16 protein-coding genes are annotated in these 20769 nt (G+C 52.9%); 4 read left to right on the forward strand and 12 right to left on the reverse strand.

Annotation, left to right across the window (positions count from 1 at the left end; all coding sequences use genetic code 11):
- Positions 1 to 25: 25 nt before the first annotated feature.
- Positions 26 to 4012 (reverse strand): DNA polymerase III subunit alpha, encoded by a 3987-nt coding sequence (gene dnaE / locus ACOQPU_RS12515; protein ID WP_420645439.1) that lies wholly within the window; start codon positions 4010 to 4012, stop codon positions 26 to 28.
- A 273-nt stretch (positions 4013 to 4285) separates the two neighbouring features.
- Between dnaE and ACOQPU_RS12520 the strand changes: the two genes are divergently transcribed.
- Together ACOQPU_RS12520 and ACOQPU_RS12525 are read left to right on the forward strand one after the other, a co-directional pair.
- Positions 4286 to 4699 carry a MarR family winged helix-turn-helix transcriptional regulator gene (locus ACOQPU_RS12520; protein ID WP_420645440.1) on the forward strand — a complete coding sequence of 138 codons (414 nt, stop codon included), beginning with the start codon at positions 4286 to 4288 and terminating at the stop codon, positions 4697 to 4699.
- 24 nt (positions 4700 to 4723) lie between these two features.
- Positions 4724 to 6601 (forward strand): alpha-amylase family glycosyl hydrolase, encoded by a 1878-nt coding sequence (locus ACOQPU_RS12525; RefSeq protein WP_420645441.1) that lies wholly within the window; start codon positions 4724 to 4726, stop codon positions 6599 to 6601.
- Positions 6602 to 6672: 71 nt separating this feature from the next.
- On the opposite strand, the gene ACOQPU_RS12530 is transcribed toward ACOQPU_RS12525, so the two are convergent.
- Both ACOQPU_RS12530 and ACOQPU_RS12535 read right to left on the reverse strand, forming a co-directional pair.
- On the reverse strand, positions 6673 to 8610 hold the full coding sequence (locus ACOQPU_RS12530; protein WP_420645442.1) for an aldehyde ferredoxin oxidoreductase family protein: 1938 nt from the start codon (positions 8608 to 8610) through the stop codon (positions 6673 to 6675).
- Positions 8611 to 8807: 197 nt separating this feature from the next.
- Positions 8808 to 8999, reverse strand: coding sequence for a hypothetical protein (locus ACOQPU_RS12535; RefSeq protein WP_420628279.1), 192 nt, complete (start codon positions 8997 to 8999; stop codon positions 8808 to 8810).
- On the opposite strand from ACOQPU_RS12535, the gene ACOQPU_RS12540 reads away from it, so the two are divergent.
- Positions 8986 to 10419: a tetratricopeptide repeat protein gene (locus tag ACOQPU_RS12540; RefSeq protein WP_420628280.1), complete on the forward strand. Its 1434-nt coding sequence runs from the start codon at positions 8986 to 8988 to the stop codon at positions 10417 to 10419. The two genes, ACOQPU_RS12535 and ACOQPU_RS12540, sit on opposite strands and share 14 nt — an antisense overlap.
- Positions 10420 to 10426: 7 nt before the next feature.
- On the opposite strand, the gene ACOQPU_RS12545 is transcribed toward ACOQPU_RS12540, so the two are convergent.
- The 9 genes from ACOQPU_RS12545 to ACOQPU_RS12585 form a co-directional block, all read right to left on the reverse strand.
- Positions 10427 to 11368 carry a YitT family protein gene (locus ACOQPU_RS12545; RefSeq protein WP_420645443.1) on the reverse strand — a complete coding sequence of 314 codons (942 nt, stop codon included), beginning with the start codon at positions 11366 to 11368 and terminating at the stop codon, positions 10427 to 10429.
- Between the two features lie 136 nt (positions 11369 to 11504).
- Positions 11505 to 11780 (reverse strand): hypothetical protein, encoded by a 276-nt coding sequence (locus tag ACOQPU_RS12550; RefSeq protein WP_420645444.1) that lies wholly within the window; start codon positions 11778 to 11780, stop codon positions 11505 to 11507.
- Between the two features lie 65 nt (positions 11781 to 11845).
- Positions 11846 to 12088 carry a hypothetical protein gene (locus tag ACOQPU_RS12555; RefSeq protein ID WP_420645445.1) on the reverse strand — a complete coding sequence of 81 codons (243 nt, stop codon included), beginning with the start codon at positions 12086 to 12088 and terminating at the stop codon, positions 11846 to 11848.
- 277 nt (positions 12089 to 12365) lie between these two features.
- Positions 12366 to 13091, reverse strand: coding sequence for a response regulator transcription factor (locus ACOQPU_RS12560; RefSeq protein WP_420645446.1), 726 nt, complete (start codon positions 13089 to 13091; stop codon positions 12366 to 12368).
- 3 nt (positions 13092 to 13094) lie between these two features.
- Positions 13095 to 15056, reverse strand: a complete 1962-nt coding sequence (locus ACOQPU_RS12565) for an acetyl-CoA carboxylase biotin carboxylase subunit (protein WP_420645447.1) — start codon at positions 15054 to 15056, stop codon at positions 13095 to 13097.
- Positions 15057 to 15236: 180 nt separating this feature from the next.
- Complete coding sequence (locus tag ACOQPU_RS12570) at positions 15237 to 16205, reverse strand: phosphotransferase enzyme family protein (RefSeq protein WP_420645448.1); 969 nt, start codon at positions 16203 to 16205, stop codon at positions 15237 to 15239.
- Positions 16206 to 16303: 98 nt separating this feature from the next.
- Positions 16304 to 17452, reverse strand: coding sequence for an acyl-CoA dehydrogenase family protein (locus ACOQPU_RS12575; RefSeq protein WP_420645830.1), 1149 nt, complete (start codon positions 17450 to 17452; stop codon positions 16304 to 16306).
- Positions 17453 to 17530: 78 nt separating this feature from the next.
- On the reverse strand, positions 17531 to 18547 hold the full coding sequence (locus ACOQPU_RS12580) for a TIGR03617 family F420-dependent LLM class oxidoreductase (RefSeq protein WP_420645449.1): 1017 nt from the start codon (positions 18545 to 18547) through the stop codon (positions 17531 to 17533).
- Positions 18548 to 18727: 180 nt separating this feature from the next.
- Positions 18728 to 19306, reverse strand: a complete 579-nt coding sequence (locus ACOQPU_RS12585; protein WP_420645450.1) for a nucleotidyltransferase family protein — start codon at positions 19304 to 19306, stop codon at positions 18728 to 18730.
- Between the two features lie 249 nt (positions 19307 to 19555).
- Between ACOQPU_RS12585 and ACOQPU_RS12590 the strand changes: the two genes are divergently transcribed.
- A complete protein-coding gene (locus ACOQPU_RS12590) occupies positions 19556 to 20728 on the forward strand; it encodes an esterase-like activity of phytase family protein (protein WP_420645451.1) in 1173 nt (390 codons plus the stop codon).
- Positions 20729 to 20769: the final 41 nt, after the last annotated feature.

Raw genomic sequence — 20769 nt, forward strand, 5'->3', positions numbered from 1 at the left:
AAAATGATCATTTCATTTTGCTATATTATTGATTGTAAACTTTGGCGATGCCGGGGATGGTGCGGAGGGTTTCCAGGAGTTCAGGGCAGCTGCGGGTACGGCCGTTTTCAAATTCCATCTTCAAATCTTGCCCACTAATCAAAATTGCCAGCCCGTCATCCCCTTCGTACTCATTCACCTTGTTGAGCACGCGGCGGCAGGCGGCTTGCCAGTTACCCACGGGGCGCACCTCCACCACGACGGTTTTGTAGATGCCATTGGTTTGGCGCGTGGGTGCAGGGCTAACGAATGGCTCCTTGACTGGTTTCGCAGCTAAGCCGTTTCCACTACTGTCGGCGGCCTGAGTTAATGGTTGTGCTTCCGAATCTGCGTCAAAGTTTGGGGGTGGCGGTGGTATTTGATTATTGCTGGCAACGCCCGCACTGAGCGAAGCCGAAGTGGCCGTTTCGCTTGGTGGAGCCATCTGCTGCAAGCTGGGTTTGGGTTCTGCCACGTAGGCGGGTGGCGGTGGCGTGTGATTGTGTCCATTGCCATTTGGTTTGTAGGCAACGGCCGTTTGCCGTGCGGGCTTTGGTTTTGCAGACGGCACCGATTTAGGCGTAGCATCTGCATCTTGGGCAATCTCCAAATTGGTTTCCACGCGATCCACAATCAGGTTCACATCTTCGCCCTTTAGCTGCACCTTGCCCGTTACCAGCATCACCTGGTCTACGGCCACATCGTCGCGGCACGCTTGCCAGGTGCGGGGGAACAGCACCAAATCTAGCTTGCCGTCTAAATCTTCCAGCGTGGCAAAAGCCATCGGGTCGCCCTTTTTGGTAGTGAGCGGTCGCAGCGTGCTGATCATGCCCGCTAGCCGCACCTGTTTGCCATTCCAATTCACGTCTATGTCGCCAATGGTGGCGTTGGTGCGGGACTGCAGCATGGCTAACGGCCGTTCCAATGGATGCTCAGACACATGCACGCCCAACGCCTCTTTTTCCCACTCCAGCAGTTCCTTGTGCTTGATGGGCTTGATTTGCTTAGGATCGTGCAGCAGATCCACGGCCACCTTAAGCGCAGGCGTGCTAGCCCCCCCGCCGAACAGGCTCATCTGGCCTGTGGAAGCAGCCGCATGTTCGCTGCTGCTGAAATTGATGATACGATCAAGTGCATCCACAAATTGCAGTGGCGTGCCCCAGGTGTCAAATACCCGCCCTTTGGCCATATATTCTAGCGGCCGTTTGCCCACGCGCTTCAAATCCACCCGCTTGCACAAATCTTGCAGGCTCTCAAAGGGGCCGTTGGCCTCGCGCTCCTCAATAATTGTCATAAGTGCTGCTGCCCCGGCATTTTTGATGGCACCCAGACCAAAGCGGATGAGCGGCCGTTCCGCATCATCTTCAATCGTAAAGTCCAGGCCAGAGCTGTTGATGTCTGGCGGGCCCACGTCAATACCCAAATTCTTGGCTTCGGCAAAATAGCGACGTACCTTTTCTGTGTTATCCCGCTCCACCGAGAGCATAGCGGTGAGATATTCCACCGGATAATGCGCCTTCAAAAATGCAGTCTGACAAGTCACTTTGGCGTAATCGGCTGCGTGAGCTTTGTTAAAGCCATATCGGGCAAAGAATTCAATATCCCCCCAAATAGCTTCGCCAACTTCTCGACTCAACCCCTTAGCCACAACCCTGTCCACAAATTGGGCATGATGCTTCTCCATTAAATCTTTTTTCTTTTTGGAGACAGCTTTGCGAATAATGTCTGCTTCACCTGGCTCATATCCGGCCAGATCAGAGGCAATGCGGATGATTTGCTCCTGGTAAACCAAAATACCGTAAGTATCATTTAAGATTGGCTCCAGAGCAGGATCATGGTACTCCACGATGTCTTTTTCATCATAGATAGCTGAGTGCATCCGGCGAATATATTCGGGGATATTTTCCATCGGACCAGGGCGGTAAAGGGAAATGGCGGCCATAATGTGGTCAAAGCGACGGGGCTTCATCTCCATCATCAGGCGGCGCATACCCGCACCTTCCACCTGGAACACGCCAGCCACCTCGCCCCGCCCCAGCATATCAAACAAGATTTCTGGTTTTTTGGTGGGGTCTGGCCCAACATGCCCCTCATCGTAAGGGATGTTGTCCATGGTGTAAGCGATGCCGTATCGCTCTTCAATCAAGCGGGCGGCTCGACGCATCACGGTAAGCGTACTCAAGCCTAAAAAGTCCACCTTGAGCAAGCCAATGGACTCTACAATTTCCATCGGCCATTGAGTCACGCGGTCTACGCCACCTAGCCCTTCATCGCCGCTGGTGGGTTTATTGAGCGGGACATATTCGTGCAAAGGCCGGTCGGAGATGATGACCCCGGCGGCGTGGCTGGAAGCGTGGCGGGCCACCCCCTCTAAATTGCGGGCAGTATCCAGGAGGGTACGAACGGCCGTTTCCCCCTTGTACTTTTGCTCTAGCTCATTTGAGTAAAACTCATGCTCCTTGTCCAGCACATTTTCGATCTTCACTGGCTTGCCGGGGATAGCGGGCACCATCCGGGCAAGGACATCCACCTCTTCCAGCGGCATGTCCATCGCCCGCCCCACATCCCGGATCGCCGCCCGCGCTCCCAGCGTTCCAAACGTAATGATTTGCGCCACTTTCTCAGAGCCGTAGCGCCGCTTGGAGTAGGCGACCATCCAATGGCGCACGTCATCTGGGTAATCCAAATCAATATCGGGCATGGAAACCCGCCCTGGATTCAGGAATCGCTCAAAAATGAGGCCATTGGCCAGCGGATCAATGCTGGTGATGCCCAGCGTGAAGGCCACGACGGAACCAGCACCGGAGCCACGCACGTTCCACCAAATATCATTTTCTTTCCACTCGCTGTAGCTATCGTACGGGAATGGGTCCTGATACTGCTCCCACCATTCATCGGTGCGGGCGGCCCATTCGCACAAATCCCACACAATCAGGAAGTACGTTTCAAAACCCATCCGGCTAATGATGTTTAGCTCATGGTCTAATCGGGCACGCAGCTCCGCATCATTTTCGGCACGATCTGCACCATACCGCCCAATAAGTCCTTTTTCACACAGCAGCCGCAAATAAGAGTGGGGGTCATGCCCGGCTGGCACCTCAAATTCTGGCAGATGGTACCCTTCAGAATCCAGGCTCACATCGCACATTTCCACGACGCGCAGGCTGTTCATCAGCGAATTCAGAATAAGCTCTTCCTGGTAGCCGTTACGCTGAAAAAGTTGGAACATCTCATCCCGCGATTTGACATAATACTCTTTGTCAGAGAACGTGAGCTTGGGCGCATTGACGGTGGAGCCAGTCTGGATGCAAAGCAACACCTCATGTGGGTCAGCGTCGCTGGCGAGCGTGTAATGCACGTCGTTAGTGGCTAGGAAATTGTGTTCCAGCCCAAAATGTGGGGCTAGTTCGATAAGTTTCTTGTTGATTTCTGTCAGTTCGGGGATGGAATGCTCTTGCAGCTCAATAAACAGCCGATCTTTGCCAAAAATATCCAAGTATTCGCCCATCAATTTTTTGGCCAGCTTGGGATTGTTGTCGCCGAGCGCGCGCGGAATTTCGGCCGCCATGCAGCCGGTGGTGGCGATGAGTCCTTCACTGTACTGTGCCATGAAAGCACGGTCAATGCGCGGCTTGTAATAGTAGCCGTCCAGCTGGGATTTGCTGGCGATTTGCAGCAAATTGAGATAACCAGTTTGGTTTTCAGCCAGCAGCAGCATGTGAAAGCGGTTTTTATCCAGCTGTGGGTCGCGATCTTGCATGGTGCGCTGTGCCAGGTACGTTTCGACGCCGATGATGGGCTTGACGCCTGCTGCCTTGGCGGCGCGATAAAACGGCATCGTACCGTACATCGCGCCGTGGTCAGTCAGGGCAATGGCGGGTTGGTCCAGCTCGGCCGCGCGGTTGACCAAATCCTTGACGCGGCTGAGGCCATCGAGCAGTGAGAATTCGCTGTGGCAATGCAGGTGAACAAACTGGTTGTGGTTTTCACACATGATGGACAATTTCCCTAAGACTATCCGCAGATTTCGCAGATTGGCGCAGATTGCGGTTACAGATTTTCAAAACGAGGAGGGTAAGGCTTTCACAAACCTACAGTTTTGTTGTAATGCCCCACATGGTAAACAAGTATAACACAAACGGCCGTTCCCAATGTAAAAATTTTCAAACTTTTAAGCCCGAAAACCTTGGTTGCCACGCTCCCAAGTTTACGCTACAATTTACCAAATGTTCTCATTTGAGAATATATTATTTGCAAATATAATCTTATGGAAAAAGAGCTTTTTACAACGCTGCGGGAACTGCTGCTGCTGCTGGTTTGGGAGATGATGCGGGTGCTGCGGCCGTTCCACCTCACCCCGGAACAGTTTGACACCCTCCTGCTGCTGGAAGTTGACAATGGCTGGCGCATGGGGGATTTGAGCGGCCGTCTGCTGGTGGACAACAGCAAAATGACTCGCATCGTCGATTATCTGGAAGCACAAAGCTGGGCTGAACGTCGCCCCGACTCCGAAGATCGTCGCGCCCAACAGGTTTTTTTGACAGCCCAGGGCAATGCCCACCGAGAAAAAGCGCAAGTCGCCCATTTGGAAACATTGCAATCCAGCCTAACAACATTTAGCGAAGCTGAACGAATCCAATTACTGAACCTTTTAACCAATTGGCGTTCTGCGTTACGCTAAGAACATTATTTGGAGAGATACCCGATGGCTGAAGTAAAAAACATTTTTGACGATGAAAATGAAGCAATCGCAACCGCCCCTGGTGACATTCCGTTGCCGATGGTGCGCGAGCGGATCGCAGCACAAGCCAACCAGTTCCGCCACGACAACACGATACGGCCGTTTGCCCCTCAACCTGACGAACCTGTAGAAATTTGGGCCACCAGCGGGGTCGAGATGCCATTAGACCGGGCTGAAGTGTGGTTTACGACGGACGGCCGTTTGCCAGATCAAAGTTCCCACAAAATCCCAATGGTAGCAAAAATGGTTGATTGGGAAGCGGGTGCGGGCTACCTGAGCCGCTGGCAGGCTATTTTGCCAGGACAGGTGGGCGGAACGGCCGTGCGCTACCGCATCGCTGGCTGGCAGGCAGGCCGCCCCGCCGACGCCCCGCCCGATCTGTTTGCCCACGACGGCCAGGGCTTCTGGTATCCGGTGGCTGACGAGACGGGCATCCAAACCTTTGCCTACTTCGTAGAGCCAGACCAGCCCGTCGGCCCAGATTGGATGCAGGAGGCGGTGATTTACCATATTTTTTTGGATCGCTACCATCCGGGGACGGTAGACGGCCGTTTCTCCCCCAAAATTGACCAAACTGACCCCCATGCTCGGCACGGCGGCACACTGCGCGGCGTTACTCAAACATTGCCTTATCTGGAAAAGCTGGGCATCAACTGCCTCTGGCTCTCACCACTAGGCTTGGCAGACACGTATCATCGTTACGACACGAAAGATCTGTTCGCCATCGATCCAGAGCTTGGCAGCGAAGCCGATTTGCATGAGCTGGTAGAGCAGGCTCACGCACGGAACATTCGCGTCATTTTGGACTTTGTGCCCAGCCACTGCTCCTGGAAGCACCCCGCCTTCCTCGCCGCCCAGGAAGACCCAGAGGCAGACACCGCCTCCTGGTTTGTCTTTTATGAACACCCAGACAACTATCGCTGTTTTTTGGGTCTGGCCAAGCTGCTGCCCTCGTTTGACACCAATGATCCCGCCGGACGGCAGCATATTTGCGATGCGGCCGTTTACTGGCTGAACAAATTTAAGCTAGACGGCTTCCGGCTGGATCACGTTATCGGGCACGGCATGGATTTTTGGGTGCAGTTCCGTCAGGCGGTGCAGGCGGCCAATCCTGAAGCAGTGACGATTGGTGAGGCGACGGATTCGCCCGATGCGCTGCGCCGTTACCGGGGGCGAATGAGCCATGTGCTCGACTTTCCGTTGGCAACCGCGTTTCGCTACGCCTTTGCCCTCGATTTGTGGGATGTGACCCAGCTAGACGCCTTTTTGCAAAGCTACGAGGCGTACATGGCCAGCGGCGCAGATCGAGCCAGCTTTTTGGACAACCACGACATGAATCGCTTCCTCTTCATGGCAGGTGGCGACGTGAATCGGCTGAAGCTAGCGGCACTGTGCCAATTTACGCTGGCTCCCACGCCAATCATCTATTACGGCACCGAGGTGGGGCTGTCGCAAGCGGTGAACAAGAACCAATCTGGCTTTGGTGGCGACCACCACGTGCGGGCCGATATGCCCTGGCAGCCAGAAGATTGGGATGAGGAATTGCTGTCGTTTTATCGCCGATTGGTTCATTTGCGGCGCACATTGCCAGCTTTGCAGCGCGGCAAGCGCACCCGGCTGCATGTGGATGCAGCAACCCAAACTTATGCGTATGCGCGGGAATTGGACGGTGGGGAAACGGCCGTTGCTCTCTTCAACCTCGGATATTTATTTCAAATCATCCCACTGCCAAATGCAGAGAATTACGATTGTTTGATTTCAACGGGAACAATGCCTGTTTTGGAAGAGGACAGAGTGATGATCGCGGCAGGAACGGCCGTAATAATTGTGAATCGTGAATAAATAATGGTGACTTGTAGCCGCGGGTTCTTTCCGCGAATTTCCAATGCAGAAAGAATCTGCGGCTACAAAGATTACAGATTTAAGCCATCTGCCACCCAGGCGAGGCCAACATCTTCCAGTGTGGCACGGGTGGGCGTGCCAGTGGTGGCATCCCAGCCAGCCTGTTCATGGTACAAATCTAGCCCAGCTTGCAGCTCCTCATTTTCAATGACGATGCCATCGGAACGGCCGCCTGCAAGCGGTTTGGCGAGCAATTTCTTGGGCAAGGTGTCGTCGTCGCGGGTCAGCCCCTCGCGGGCATTGAAGGCGCGCATTAGGTTCAGGCGGCGACGGCCGATTTCCTGAATCTCCTCCACCGTTACATCCCAACCGGTCGCCGCCCGCATCAGGTCAGCCATTTCCTGTGTGCCGTACATCTGCCAGCTAGGGCCGTACACAAATTGGCAGACGCTCACCGTGTCGGTGGCACTGTACGTATACTGCGTTTTCAGAGCAAACTCGATTTTCTCGGCATTGATCACCTTGGGATGCTGTGGCATATGCAGGCCAATTTGGTCTAAACGCTGCTTGTAAAACCGCTCATACGCCTTCTGGCTGTAAACCGGGTCATGCTCAGAAGATTGATGATCGGCACCAAAGGGATTGGAGGCGTAGATGACACCGAGACTGCGCTTGACGTGGGGCATGTGGGCGGGCAGCTCCTGCCCTTTGATTGTCAGCAGATAGTCATGCCCCTTGCCCAGCCGATCTGCGGCTTTGGCAGAGCCATCGGCCAAAATGTCGCCAAAGCCTTCCCGGTTGAGCGTCTTTTTGAGCATGGCGATCATCGCCTCAGCGTTGCCGTAGCGCAGCTCGATGCCGTCGGTTTCATCCAGATTGATCACCTCGTTTTCAAAGCATTCCATCGCCCAGGAGAGGGTTGCCCCACAAGAAATAGTGTCCACACCGTACTCGTTGCAGAGCTGGTTGGCGTAGGTGACGGCGAGCAAATCATCCACGCCGCAGTAGGAACCGAAGGTAGCGGCCGTTTCATACTCCGGCCCACCATATTCAGGTAGAAGCTTATTGTTTTTGTACTCGGCCTCAGCCACCCGCTTGCAGCGGATAATGCAGGCATAGCAGGTGTCACGGCCGTCTTTGTCTTGTTTGCCTGCTTCTGCGCCGCGCAAAATTTCATCGTACAGCTTTTCGCCACTGATGCCCTCGGCGTTGGCCATCACCCCTGAATCCCAATTATGGGTGGGCAAGCCACCGCCGCGATCTTGTCCCATCACGCTGCCGATGGTGCCGTAGCGACCAAAGCTCTCCATGCCGCTGCCGGGGAAGCCTTTCGCACCTGCTTTGGACAGCGCGGCGACCGCTTTTTTGTCGGCGGGGGTTACTTTTTGGGTGCCGCGCACCGCTATTGCTTTCAGCTTCTTGCTACCCATCACGGCCCCAACGCCCGTGCGGCCCCAAGCCCGATTGCTCATGTTCATGATAGCGGCAAAGTTGGCCAGCTTTTCACCCGCCGGGCCAATTTGGGCAATCTCGATCCGCTTGTCGTTCAGTTCATCGTGTAGAATGTTGTCTACGTCCAGCGTCGTTTTGCCCCACAGATGACTAGCGTCACGCAGTTCAGCCTCGCCATCGTTAATCCAGAGGTAGACGGGCGTGTCAGAAGCCCCTTTGACAACGATGGAGTCGAAGCCTGCGTATTTCAGCTCGGCTGGCCAGAAGCCACCGGCCTGGCTGTCGGCCGCGCCGCCGCTGCTGGGGGATTTGCAGGTGACGGTGCAGCGGCTTTGCCCGCTCACGGGCAGTCCGGTGGGGGCACTGAGGGCAAAGGTGAGCGTGTTTTCCGGGCTGAGGGGGTCGGCGTTGGCGGGGGTGTTGTGCCAGAGGTAGTAAAGTCCCATCAGACTGCCGCCCTGGTAGTGACGGTAAAAGTCCTCGCTGGGATTTTCAATTTCTAATGTGCCGTTGGTTAAATCAACGTGAAGGATGTTGCCGGTGAATCCGTATAACATGTGAGACGCTCCTTACGGTGAGGGTGTGGGTTTTTATTTTTGCCGCGAATTGCGCGAATTGCGCAAATTGCGCGACGCGAATTGTTGGGATAAAACTATTTTATCTGGTGAGCGGGTGGTTTCCAAGTGTGGTTTACTGTTTTATAATGGGGCAAGTTGCAAGTGTGCAGGTGTTCAGGATTCCAAGTTTTCAGGTGTCAGGTGAGGTTTGTGATGAAATGGGGATGGGTTGGCGCAGTCATTTTTGTGGTTTTGGGATTGGTGGCCTGTGTGGAGGGGGAAGAATTGGGGGTGAGTACGGCCGTTCCTACCCCACTTCCAATGATCGAACCGACTGTGATGGAAACGGCCGTTGCTGTTGTGGAAGCAACGGCCATGCCTACTAACATTGCAACAGCTACAGCTACTCCCACCCAATTACCAACGATGACCCCAACGTCAGAAGGTTTTCTACGATTTGAGCCTAGTCCGGACGGTCACCCATACCCTGAAATACCACTCGTTGAAATGGATGTTTCAAAATACCGACTAACAACTCCTGATACAACAATTTTATTTCAGGTTTTGTTGGCAACGATGAAGGAAACTTGCAACTACGATCATGAAACCCAATATCGAGCAGAGTATGCTTTTGGCGACTTGTTCAGAATGCTCAAGTTTGAATATGACAAGCTTACGGAAGAGGAGTTAGAAAAAACAGCTTGGTTAATTCAAGATACGGACAATTGTTTAGGAGAAGGTTTTTCTCACTACATACCCGCAATAATTCCACAAGCATTACAGATCGGCACAGTAAATTTTCTCAATCAAAACAAGATAAGGTTTGAACCTTTAGTTCAGTCGTCACCAGAGATTGGTTTTCAGGCAATTCCAATTGATTATGATCCTTTGCTTACCGAATGGTTAATTGAAGCAACATTTTCCAGGTACGATCTCAGAATTTTTGTGCCAATCTATGAGGATAACTTGGGAACTTATCATTTAATTCCAAATGAATTTACTCCACAACAAATCCGCTCTTTATTTGGACGTGAATTAAGGCCAGGTATTGATCTAACCGGTGATGGTGTCAACGAAATCATTATCGTAGCGCGTATAGACGGAAGCACCGCAGTTGGTCACCCTGGTTTTATTGAAATATTCTCGTGGGACGAAGGTTTCATAAAAACATTTGATACATTGTGGATTGGTGATGCAAGGGTATTCAGTGCGGCGTTTGACACGGACTACACAATTGCTGATTTTAACAACGACTCGGTTCCAGACATTCAAGTAATAAAGCCCCACTATGACTTTGATTTTCCCAATTGCAATTGGTTAGAGAAGCATCTCTACTCCTGGCAGGGAACTGAAGTAAATTCAACCATTGAATTTTTAGAGGAACCAAATAGATCGGAATGCCTAGCGCTAGACATAGAATATGCCGGCAGTTCTTTGCTGATCGATGGGAATTTTCTGATTGATTCGTATGTCATTAATGACTCTGCTACCTTCACATATGATGAAACTGGTGATTCCCTGCGTGGCTTTGTATCAAACCATGCTCATATTATGCAATGGCACACATTGGCTGGACATGATTTGGATTACCTGCAAGAAGTCCTCCAACGAACATTAGATCGGATGGATTCTGAACAAAGTTTTTATCAGCCTTCGCATCTTCGGTATTTACTTGGATTGAGTTTTGAGCTGAACGGGGAGGAGGAAACGGCCGTCGCCACCTACCTCGATCTCATTCAGCAATACCCCACCTCCCCGTGGAGCTGGCTGGCATGGGCGCGTCTGGAACCCATGCCGGATGAGCCGTAGACGCTTTCTACTTTAGCACGCTGGCGGGCATAGGGGTAAAGCCTGCGCCCATTGCCTCATGGCTGACGCCGATGGTTACAAAGGCGTCCGGGTCGGCTTTGGCAACTATCTGCTTTACCTGCCTCACCTGCGGCCGTGTGACGGTACACAGCACCAGATATCGCGTCTCCCCGGTAAAGCCGCCCGTCACCTCCCAAAAGCTGACGCCCCGATGCAGATGAACCATCAGTTCATCAATGACGGCTTGCGGCCGATTGGTGATGATGGTGGCGGTGCGGGCACTGCTGGGGCCTTCCAGCGTGTAGTCGGAAGCCAGCCCATTCAAAAAGAGCATAAGAAAGCCGTAGAGCGCAATGTCCCAGCCAAAGACAAGGCCAGCGGCCATGATGGTGAGGCCGTCGGTGTAAAAGTAAACTTGGCTGAGCGGCTGGCCTGTTTTTTGCTGAATGATGCGGCCGATAATGCCAGTGCCGCCCATCGTGCCGCCAGAACGGTAAATGAGGCCGCCACCAATACCACCCACAATACCGCCGTAAATGGTGGTCAGCAGTAAATCGTCGGTGAGGGGATATTGAGTGAGCCATTGAGGCATGTACAGCACAAATATGTCTGTGGCAATGGAAAAGATGGTGGCAGCCACCAGGGTACGCAGCACAAAAGCCCATCGCCCTAAATGAAAGAAGCCCAGCACCAGCAGCGGCAAGTTTAGCAGCCAAAACAGGAGGCCCACTGGCCAGCCTACAAAATGGTTCACAATAAGGCCAATGCCAGAAATGCCGCCAGCCACAATGTTGTACGGCACCTGGAACATGGCATAGCCAAAGGCCGCCATAACTGCACCCACAATCATGACCACGTTGAGCCGTGTTTGATACCAGATTTTTCCCCAGGGCAACGGCCGTTTCCGCCGCTGTGTTCTTCTGCGTTTAATAGATAATTGCTTTATCATCTCTTTGCTCCCTACTCAGAAAAAAAGCACCATCTCTCATAGTGGATGGTGCTTTTTGTGCGTTTGTATGGGCAGGAATGGTTTCTGTTATTTTCCTACCTTGCAAACGAGCTATGGGTTCATGAAAGGCGACTGGCTAATCCTCCCAGTCGTCTTCATATTCATACGCGTCGTCATCTTCCTCATCATCGTCGTCGAAATCATCATCGTAATCCCCATCAAATTCATCGTCGAACGGGTCTTCAAAAGCCCAATCGAGCTTGATGGGTGAACTGCTAATGACTTCCAGCTCGTCGCCACATTCATCACAATTTACAAATTCGCCAACCTGCACTTTGTTAATAAAACGAATGCGGGCACCACAGCCGGGGCAAATACCAACTTCTGTTTTGGATTGCGGGTTAAGTGTCATGCTTTTTACCTCCTAATCAGGAAATAGAATAACCTTTTGGCAATCAATTGCCGCGGGTTGTTTCATCACCGCCACTCTCGTTTGTGGCGCTGGTTATACTTGGACGATTCAAATGAATCTATATCTTCTTCCTCTTCCCAATTGTCCGTTTTAAGCCGTAAAGCCACAGGGGCTTTGCGCACAACTTCTAGCTGCGCCGAGCAACGCCGACAGGCAATCAACTGGCCCACAAAAGGAAATTTTTTAAAACGAACTTCTTCACCACAGTCGGGACATAATCCAATATTTTTGGATTCAGCCATACTCATGAGATTTGCATCCTCTTTCTTAACATAAGGGGTTCAGTGTGAACCCAAGCGAATATTGATGGTTATGACTATACGGGGCGAGCGTGCAAAAAGCGGGGCAAGGGGCGTGTTATTTTCGTGCCAAAAGGGATACGGCCGTGTCAAAACAAGAAATTATCCGCAGATTTTCTCTAAATAAATATTGGCCACAGAGTACACAGAGGGCTTAGAGGCGAAAGCTCGTTTCTCGGATTTCTCTTTTTCCTCTGTGGCTTTTTCGGACGGATTCTTGGGGTTCTTAAGCAGAGAAGCGGTAGCCAACGCCGGGATGGTTATGGATGAAGGTGGTTTGGTGGGGATCTGGCTCGATTTTGCGGCGCAGCCGACGCACCAATCCGCGGACCAGCTCCCGATTGCCGTCGCCACTATAGCCCCACACGCGCTCAATAATCACTTCGGTAGGAATGACTTGATCAGCATTGGACATGAGCACATAAAGCAGGCGGAACTCCAGGGGGGTAAGGGGCTGAGCTGGATTATCTGCCAACATTACCGTGCGCGTAGCGGGATCCAGGCTAATTTGTTCTGATTGAATGGTGGTAAGAATGGACACTGGGACAGAGCCTGCCCGGCGTAAAAAGACGGTCACGTACCGAGCCAAAATGCGCGAGGAGTACGGCCGTTCCAAAATCAAGTCCACGCCTGCATCTAGCAGCTCGCAAGTGGCGTCTTCGGTGAGGGGGTCATGCAACAGCAGCAGCGGCGCTTGCGACATGGTACGAACGGCGGCTACATCATCGGAAACGGCCGTCCCGCTCTTGGCCGACAGCAAAATGAGGTCAACCGGCTGTTTCAGCAGCGAACCAAGCACCTGCTTCACCAAAGCCGTGCGCGCCACGGCCAAGCCTGTATGGCGCAAAATGTAGCTTAAAAACTCCCGTTCTTCGCTATTCTCAGCGATGACAATTGCCTGCATACCGTCACCAATTTTGCCGTTTGGTAGATTTTGCCACGCCTTGCGCAATTGTCAATTGGCAAACTCCAGGCGGAGCAATTGCGCGTCGGCCGGCACGGCATCACCGGGGGCATAAAATATTTCGGTTATCTGCCCTGCAGCCGGGGCACGGATGGTGTGTTCCATCTTCATCGCTTCCAGCTTGAGCAGTGGGTCGCCCTCGGCAACTGTTTGCCCTGGCTGCACCAGCACCGCCAGCACAGACCCCGGCATGGGGGCGCGTAAGGAACCAGCCGTGGCAGATGCGGCCGTTCGCTTGGGCAACCTGGGCAGCGCAGTCATACAGATCGCGCCAGCTTTCGTCTGCACCCAAAAATCGTCATCCTGTTGCACGATGAGTAGTTGATGGGAACGGCCGTTTACCATCATCGTCCAGTCTGGCCCCTCCTGCGGCGCACATGCCACTGCAAACTGCTCACTCCCAACTGTTATGTTAAATTGATGGGTCTGGAAGCGAACTGGCTCTAGTAGCACCGTGATTATCTCATCCCTCACCAAAACCTGGATACGGAGTGGGCCGTTGGGATTGTTGCGCCAGTAGCCGCTGTTCTGGGGATGCTGTGGCCAACTATAAAACTGTGCCAACGCCGCCCCAATCAGCCCTGGCATTAAGCCATCATCAGATGGCTCCCAATTCGCTAACTTGTCGGCCAAAAAGTGGGTATTGTACTGCCCAGACACAAAATCTGATTGCTGGACGATGGCTTGCAGATAGGGCAAATTGTGGGTGAATCCCAGTAAAACGGCCGTCTGCAAAACACGATCCAGTCGCTGAACGGCCGTAGCTCGATCTGGCCCATGGACAATGATTTTGGCCAGCATGGGGTCATAATGGATCGAGATTTCATCCCCGGTTTGGATGCCATCATCCACCCGCATGCCCTCGCCTGTGGGCGGCTGCCATAGCAGCACTGACCCAGTCACGGGCAAAAAGTCGTTGGCCGGATTTTCCGCATACAACCGCGCCTCAATCGCATGACCCATGAGTGAAATCTCGTCCTGCGCCAGCGGCAATGGTTCTCCACTGGCTATGCGAATCTGCCACGCCACCAAATCTTGCCCTGTCACCATTTCGGTAACGGGATGCTCTACCTGGAGCCGCGTGTTCATTTCTAAAAAGTAAAAGTTCCCTTGATGATCCAACAAAAACTCAACGGTTCCGGCATTGTCATAATTGACAGCACGGGCAGCAGCAACGGCCGTTTCTCCCATGCGCGTTCTCAATTCCGGGGTTAAGGCAGGTGACGGTGACTCCTCAATCACTTTTTGATGCCGCCGCTGGATGGAGCAGTCGCGCTCGCCCAGGTGAATGATGTCGCCGTGCTGGTCGCCAAACAGTTGGATTTCCACATGGCGGGGCTGCATGAGGGCACGTTCCAGCAACAGGTCGTCGGAGCCAAAGGCAGCCAACGCCTCGCGGCGGGCAGCAGATAGGGCGGCTGGCAAATCGGCCAAATCATGCACCAGCCGCATCCCCTTACCACCACCCCCGGCGGCTGCTTTGACCATCACAGGCAACCCAATTTTCTGCGCTTCGGTTTGGAAACGGCCGTCCGACTGATCCTCCCCAGCATACCCCGGCAGCACCGGTACACCCGCCTGCGCCATGCGCTGCTTGGCCGCCCGCTTGTTGCCCATCAGTTCAATCGCTTCCGGGTTTGGCCCGATGAAGCTGAAGCCCGCCTGGGTGCAGGCGCGGGCAAAAGCAGCGTTTTCTGCCAGAAAGCCGTAGCCGGGATGAATAGCTTCTACTCTGGTTTGGCGAGCGGCGTCTAAAATAGCGTTTTGATTGAGGTAGGATTCTGTGGCGGGAGGGAAGCCGACGGCAACGGCCGTGTCTGCCAACAGCACATGCTTGGCACCAGCATCAGCCACCGAATAAACCGCCACCGTGCGAATGCCCAGCCGCTGGCAGCTGCGCACAATGCGGCAGACAATTTCCCCCCGGTTGGCAATTAAAATTGAGCGAATCACGGCAAAAAACCCGCAGCAGGGGCGTTTCGCGAAACGCCCCTACCTAAAAATCTATCCGAAAAAGCCACAGGCTTGTGCTGAGCGAAGTCGAAGTAGGAAAAAGAGAAATCTGAGAAATGAACCTTTGCCTCTAAGTTCTCTGTGAACTCTGTGGCCAGTATTCGGACAGGTACTAAATCGCTAATTGTTCGCCGGGGCAATAAACGTATGCCCTACCAGGCCATCGTTCATCGAGAACAAGCCCGTCTGCCAAATGCGCCGAATGGTGATGAACGGGGCAATGGCGGCATGTTCGTTGTCGGAAAGCGGCCGTTGTGAATAGTAGCCAGCAAAAAACGCTTCAGATAGGTCAGCGGTTCGATTGTGGATCAGATTGGTGTTAAATAAAAAGACGGCAATATCGTAGGCGCGCCAGCCCTGGCCACACAAATCGAAGTTGAAAAACGTGGGTTGATTATCTTCTGTATAAAAAACGCTGCTGCTGTGGAAATCGCCGCCAATGGGCCCCCAGCCATCAGGCGTGTGAAGTTCATTGGCCAATAAATCTTCAATTTCTTCTTTGGCTTCCTCGGCCGAAATCATTAAAATTTCCAAATCATTGGCGCGATCCTCATCCCAATATCGCTTGATGCGCTCAATTGGTTTGTCTACCAAAAATCCCAAATTCATCGGCTGGCGTTCGTACTTAACGTCATAATCATTGGACGCCAAATGAATCCGCGCCATCTCCCGCCCCAAAACAAATAACTGTTCCTCGTTTTTTATAGACATAGGTCGCCCGGGCGCCAGGCTAAACAGCGCGTAAAAACGCTTCCCTTCGGGGGCATTAAGACTGCTCAACAAGCCGGCATCGGCGCGGGGGATGGGATAAGAGACAGGCAAGCCTGCCTGGTGCAAATAGTTGAGCCAATCAACCTCATACAAATAGTCAGATTCCTGGCGATTGAGTCGCGTGTCAAATTGATACACACGGGCCACAAACTTTTCGCCATTGCCTGTGGTCACTTTGTAATGATCGTTGTCTTGCGTGCGCAACATTTTGCTAAATAGCTTACAGCGCACAGGCCCTGCCAGACCATACTCAGCTTGAATAAGTTCGGCCAACGCATCGGCGTCTACAAATGAGCGCATCACGCGAATTTGGTTCATGTTGGTTTCTCCCTTTTTTCGGTAATCAGTAAACAGTGTTCAGTTGGTCAGTAATCAGTAAGCAGCTATCTGATTACTGGCTTACTGGTTACTGAATACTATCTTGTTAGTATGCCTTCGTACTTGGCAATGATACCCAGCATGATTTCGTCTGCGCCTGCACCAATGGAAAGCAGGCGGGCATCGCGGAAGTAGCGGGCGATGGGATATTCTTCAACATAACCCATGCCGCCGTGGAATTGCAGGCAGGTGTCGGCCACTTCACGGGCAAGTCTACCTGCCTTTAGCTTAGCCATCGACACTTCTTTGGTCATGTCGCCGCCTGCTACCAAGACCCGCGTACAATGGTACGCCAATTGGCGCAAGGCTTCCACCTCGGTGAGCAGTTCGCAAATTTTGAATTGAATCCACTGGTTTTCAATGAGTGGCTTGCCAAAGGTTTCTCGCTGGCGACAGTAATCAATGGTAAGCCGCAAAATGCGTTCCATGCCAGAAACACCCATTACCACGCCTGCCAGTCGTTCTTTTTGGAACTGCTGCATTTGCAGCAAAAAGCCTTGTCCCTCAGGGCCGATGCGATGGCTTTGCGGTACGCGCACGTTGTCAAAGCTGAGAATGGCGGTGTCGCTGCTGTGGTTGCCTAGCTTTTCCAGCTTGCGGCTCACGCTAAAGCCAGGAACGTCTGTTGGCACGATGATGAGCGACATGCCTTTGAAGCCGCGTTCGTCGCTGGTGCGGGCCAGCAGGGTGAGGTAGTCGGCCTGAGTGCCGCTGGTAATCCACATTTTGCTGCCGTTGATTACGTAATCGTCGCCGTCGGCCACGGCGCGGGTTTGGATGTTAGCCACGTCAGACCCAGCATCTGGTTCACTCACGGCAATGGAGAATACGGCCGTTCCCATCACCGCTGCTTTCAAAAATGTTTCCTTCTGCCAGGGCGTGCCAAACTGGGCCAACGCCGGGGTCGCCATGTCGGTTTGTACAGCAATGGCCATCGGCACGCCTGCACAGTGCGCCCGGCCAATTTCCTCCAGCATCACCACCTGATACCAGTAATCCAGCCCCATCCCACCATATTCTTCGGGATAGGTGATGCCCAGCAGGCCTAAATCCCCCATCTTTTTGAAAAGATCATGGGCGGGGAACGTACGGCCGTCTTCCCACGCCTCCACATTCGGATTAATTTCCGTTTCCACAAACCGCTGCACGGTTTGACGCAGCATTTCGTGTTCGTCGTTAAAGTAAATTGACATGAAATATGCTCCTGGTTTGCTTCTCAGCCTGTCGTAGGGGCGGTTCGCGAACCGCCCCTACCCACCCCAAACTTATTTCCCAAAACCTTCTATTGATGCTTGCCAGCCCGCTTCGTTTTCACCGGGAACGAAGGGAAGATAATAGCTCACGCGATCCAGCAAGGCACCATATTTGTTGAGAATAATTTGCGGCAACTCTGCCCACGTACCTCGCACGGCCATTACATCAAGAATTTCATCGGTGATGAGATTTGGCATTTGCGCCCAGCTGCCTTCGCGGGCAAGCTGGCTGAGCTGCACGGCCGTATCCTCCCAACCATGCAGTTCCGCCAATACTCGGTAAGCGGGCGTACTTAGGTAAAAGGAGATTTGCTGCTTGATGTGGTTTTCTGCCCATTTTTCGTACGCTGGATCGTCGGTGGGGATGGCGAAAACGGCCGTATTCAACGAAATATCGGCGCGGGTACGGCCGTTCTTTTGCAAGCCGGCTTCAATGTGCGGCAGGGCAAACTCCTCCAGATACTTCACCGAATGCAGCGCATGGAGATGGACCCCCTCACACAACTCTCCCGCCAGCCGCAACATCCCTTTGTTTACAGCGGCAATATAAATGGGAATGTGCGGCTGCTCAATGGGGCCAGGGTTAAAAAACGGCGTCATCAGTTGGAGCTTGAAATATTCTCCCAAAAAATCGAGCGAGGTGCCATTTTGCCAGCAATCCCAAAAGGCACGGGTGGCCAAAATCGTTTCGCGCATCTGCTTGAGCGGCTTGTCCCACGGTGCCCCCAGCCGCAGCCGATTGTGGGCCTTCACCTGTGTTCCGAGGCCGAGCATGAAACGGCCGTTGCTAAACTTTGCCAAATCCCAGGCCATCTGCGCCAAAATGGCGGGCGTGCGCGGGAAGGCAACGGCAATGCCTGTGCCAAGCTGCAAGTTGCTGGTGTGTTCGGCACTGAGCAGCAAGGGAAAAAATGGGTCGTGGTTGGTTTCAGCCGTCCACAGTCCGTCAAAACCGAGCGATTCGGCCGTTTGCGCCATCTGCGCCATCTCGTTCAAATCATGGGAAAGCAAGGTTACATCAAATTTCATATGATCCTCAGCGGGTAATTTTTTGCCACAGAGAACACAGAGAAACAAGGGAAATGCTCGCTCCGCATCCTGGATGGCTGACTTGTGATTTGTAAGCTGGTAAAGATGGGTAATTATAATGCAAGCAGTTTGGGAGTGCATGACGGCCGTTTGCCATTAAAACCCGGACCACACACAAAATTAGCCATCAATCAGCCTGACCAATGGCCATTTTTGCAAGATTTGTTTCTCTTGAAATCGCTGCTGAAACTGCGCAACCGTCACCCGTGCCGGATTGCGGCGCAAAACCATCTGGAACAGATCTTCAAGCCCAAACGGAGCTACAATTTCGATAGAGTCATCGGGCAGCAGGCGCACGGCCGTACACGTGGCCGTTTCTGGCCAGGTCGCAATCGCCTCTACAGTGGAGGTGAAAGGTGGCCAAGTTTGGCCAAAAAACTCCGCATACCACAAATGCACAGCAGCTTGATTCGTCGCTTCCCATGCGACGGTGGGCAAAACGGCCGTTAGCTGGGCCGTTACCTCAGCATCCCGCTCTGGCGACAAATCCGTCGCGTCAAAAAAAGCCACGTCAATATCGCGCGCAGGGGTGGATTGTTGATAACCATGCAGATGATCCCACACCAAATTACGTAACACGCCTGCCCCCACCAGCCAATCCGGCGGATTGCATTGGCGCACGGTGCGCAAGATCGCCATTACGCGTTCGTTTTGGGTAATCAATTGGTGTAATTGGGCTTCATAATTTGGCTGAACCATACTTGAATTTTACCGTGTCATCGTCATCCTGTCGTCTACTGAGTTTAGGGTAACTCCATATTGATTTGCCTATTTTTTCGTGTTACCCTGTCCTTACACTAGTACCAGTTGGTCTGGCATTTCAGGTTTCTTGCGTTACGGCCGTTGCGCCACCCAATTAACTTCCATCATTGTCGCATAATCCTCAAACGGCCGAAATTTATCTATTTGCTCACGCATTTTGGTGAGCAGTAACCTTGGGAGGTTTCCATGTTTTCCACAACACGTTCCCGTTTAACGCTTATCCTGCTCCTGCTATTCACCTTCAGCTTTGCGTCGATAGCAGCGGCCCAAAGCAACCAATCGCACCACGACGCCCAAACTGTCGCCAGCTTTGAGTTTTTGGGTGAAGTCACTTTCCCTACGGGTACCATGTTCCAGAATACGGAAGTTGGTGGTTTGTCTAGCATTGTGTACGACGGCCGTACCGGCCTCTACTACGCCATCGCCGACGACCGCAGCGAAATCAACGACGCCCGCTACTACACCATTTACATCGACGTCTCCGATGGCTCGTTAGACGATGGCGACATCCATTTTGTGCGCGTCACCACCATTTTGGATGAAAATGGTCAGCCTTTCGCCGCTGGCTCGCTCGATCCAGAAGGCATCGCCCTCACCTCACGCGGCTCGCTCTTCATTTCTTCTGAAGGCAGCGCAGGTGCCACGCCACCCATTGACCCCTTCATCAAGCGCTTTACGCGCGGCGGTATTCAAAATGGCGAGTTGGCTGTGCCCGATAAATATTTACCGGATGGTAGCACCGTTGGCGTACGCAACAATCTAGCCTTTGAAAGTTTAACCATCACCCCTAACGGACAACATCTGGTCACGGCCACTGAAAATGCGCTGGCGCAGGATGGCCCCGCTACCGATGTGGGACAAGAGAGTTGGTCGCGCATTTTGGCTTATGATTTGCACACCCGTCAGCCTCTCCATGAGTTTGTTTATGTGGTTGGCGAAGTACCAGAAGCTCCCGATCCGCCAGACGCTTTCCGCACCAATGGTCTGGTCGAACTGCTGCCTCTGGACAATAGCGGCAACTTCCTGGCAATGGAACGCGCTTTCTCAGTAGGCAAAGGCAATACGGTAGGCATCTTTGAAACTAGTCTAGCAGGTGCCACTGATGTTTCGGCTTATGATGATTTGTATGATGAAGCAACGGGAACGGCCGTACCCCTCACCCCCGTTTCCAAAAACCTGGTCTTCGATATTGAAGCCGATTTTGGCGTCGCGCCCGATAATTTGGAAGGGATGACGTTTGGCCCAATGCTGCCAGACGGCCGTCAACTGCTTATCATCGTCTCCGACAACAACTTTAACCCAGCTAACCAACTTACTCAGTTCATCGCTGTGGCAGTAGAGTTGGCTCCAGCTCCATAACATTATTGCTTTGTGCAGGTGCCAGTCACTTTGAAAGTGAC

The organism is Candidatus Leptofilum sp., from assembly GCF_965223285.1.
GTDB lineage: Bacteria > Chloroflexota > Anaerolineae > Promineifilales > Promineifilaceae > Leptofilum.

Coding starts and splice junctions, on each gene's coding strand:
- ACOQPU_RS12590 (WP_420645451.1), top strand. CDS start 19,556: ATGTTTTCCACAACACGTTCCCGTTTAACGCTTATCCTGCTCCTGCTA.
- dnaE (WP_420645439.1), bottom strand. CDS start 4,012: ATGTGTGAAAACCACAACCAGTTTGTTCACCTGCATTGCCACAGCGAA.
- ACOQPU_RS12580 (WP_420645449.1), bottom strand. CDS start 18,547: ATGAAATTTGATGTAACCTTGCTTTCCCATGATTTGAACGAGATGGCG.
- ACOQPU_RS12545 (WP_420645443.1), bottom strand. CDS start 11,368: ATGATAAAGCAATTATCTATTAAACGCAGAAGAACACAGCGGCGGAAA.
- ACOQPU_RS12535 (WP_420628279.1), bottom strand. CDS start 8,999: ATGTTAGTAGGCATGGCCGTTGCTTCCACAACAGCAACGGCCGTTTCC.
- ACOQPU_RS12520 (WP_420645440.1), top strand. CDS start 4,286: ATGGAAAAAGAGCTTTTTACAACGCTGCGGGAACTGCTGCTGCTGCTG.
- ACOQPU_RS12585 (WP_420645450.1), bottom strand. CDS start 19,306: ATGGTTCAGCCAAATTATGAAGCCCAATTACACCAATTGATTACCCAA.
- ACOQPU_RS12540 (WP_420628280.1), top strand. CDS start 8,986: ATGCCTACTAACATTGCAACAGCTACAGCTACTCCCACCCAATTACCA.
- ACOQPU_RS12555 (WP_420645445.1), bottom strand. CDS start 12,088: ATGAGTATGGCTGAATCCAAAAATATTGGATTATGTCCCGACTGTGGT.
- ACOQPU_RS12550 (WP_420645444.1), bottom strand. CDS start 11,780: ATGACACTTAACCCGCAATCCAAAACAGAAGTTGGTATTTGCCCCGGC.
- ACOQPU_RS12570 (WP_420645448.1), bottom strand. CDS start 16,205: ATGAACCAAATTCGCGTGATGCGCTCATTTGTAGACGCCGATGCGTTG.
- ACOQPU_RS12530 (WP_420645442.1), bottom strand. CDS start 8,610: ATGTTATACGGATTCACCGGCAACATCCTTCACGTTGATTTAACCAAC.
- ACOQPU_RS12525 (WP_420645441.1), top strand. CDS start 4,724: ATGGCTGAAGTAAAAAACATTTTTGACGATGAAAATGAAGCAATCGCA.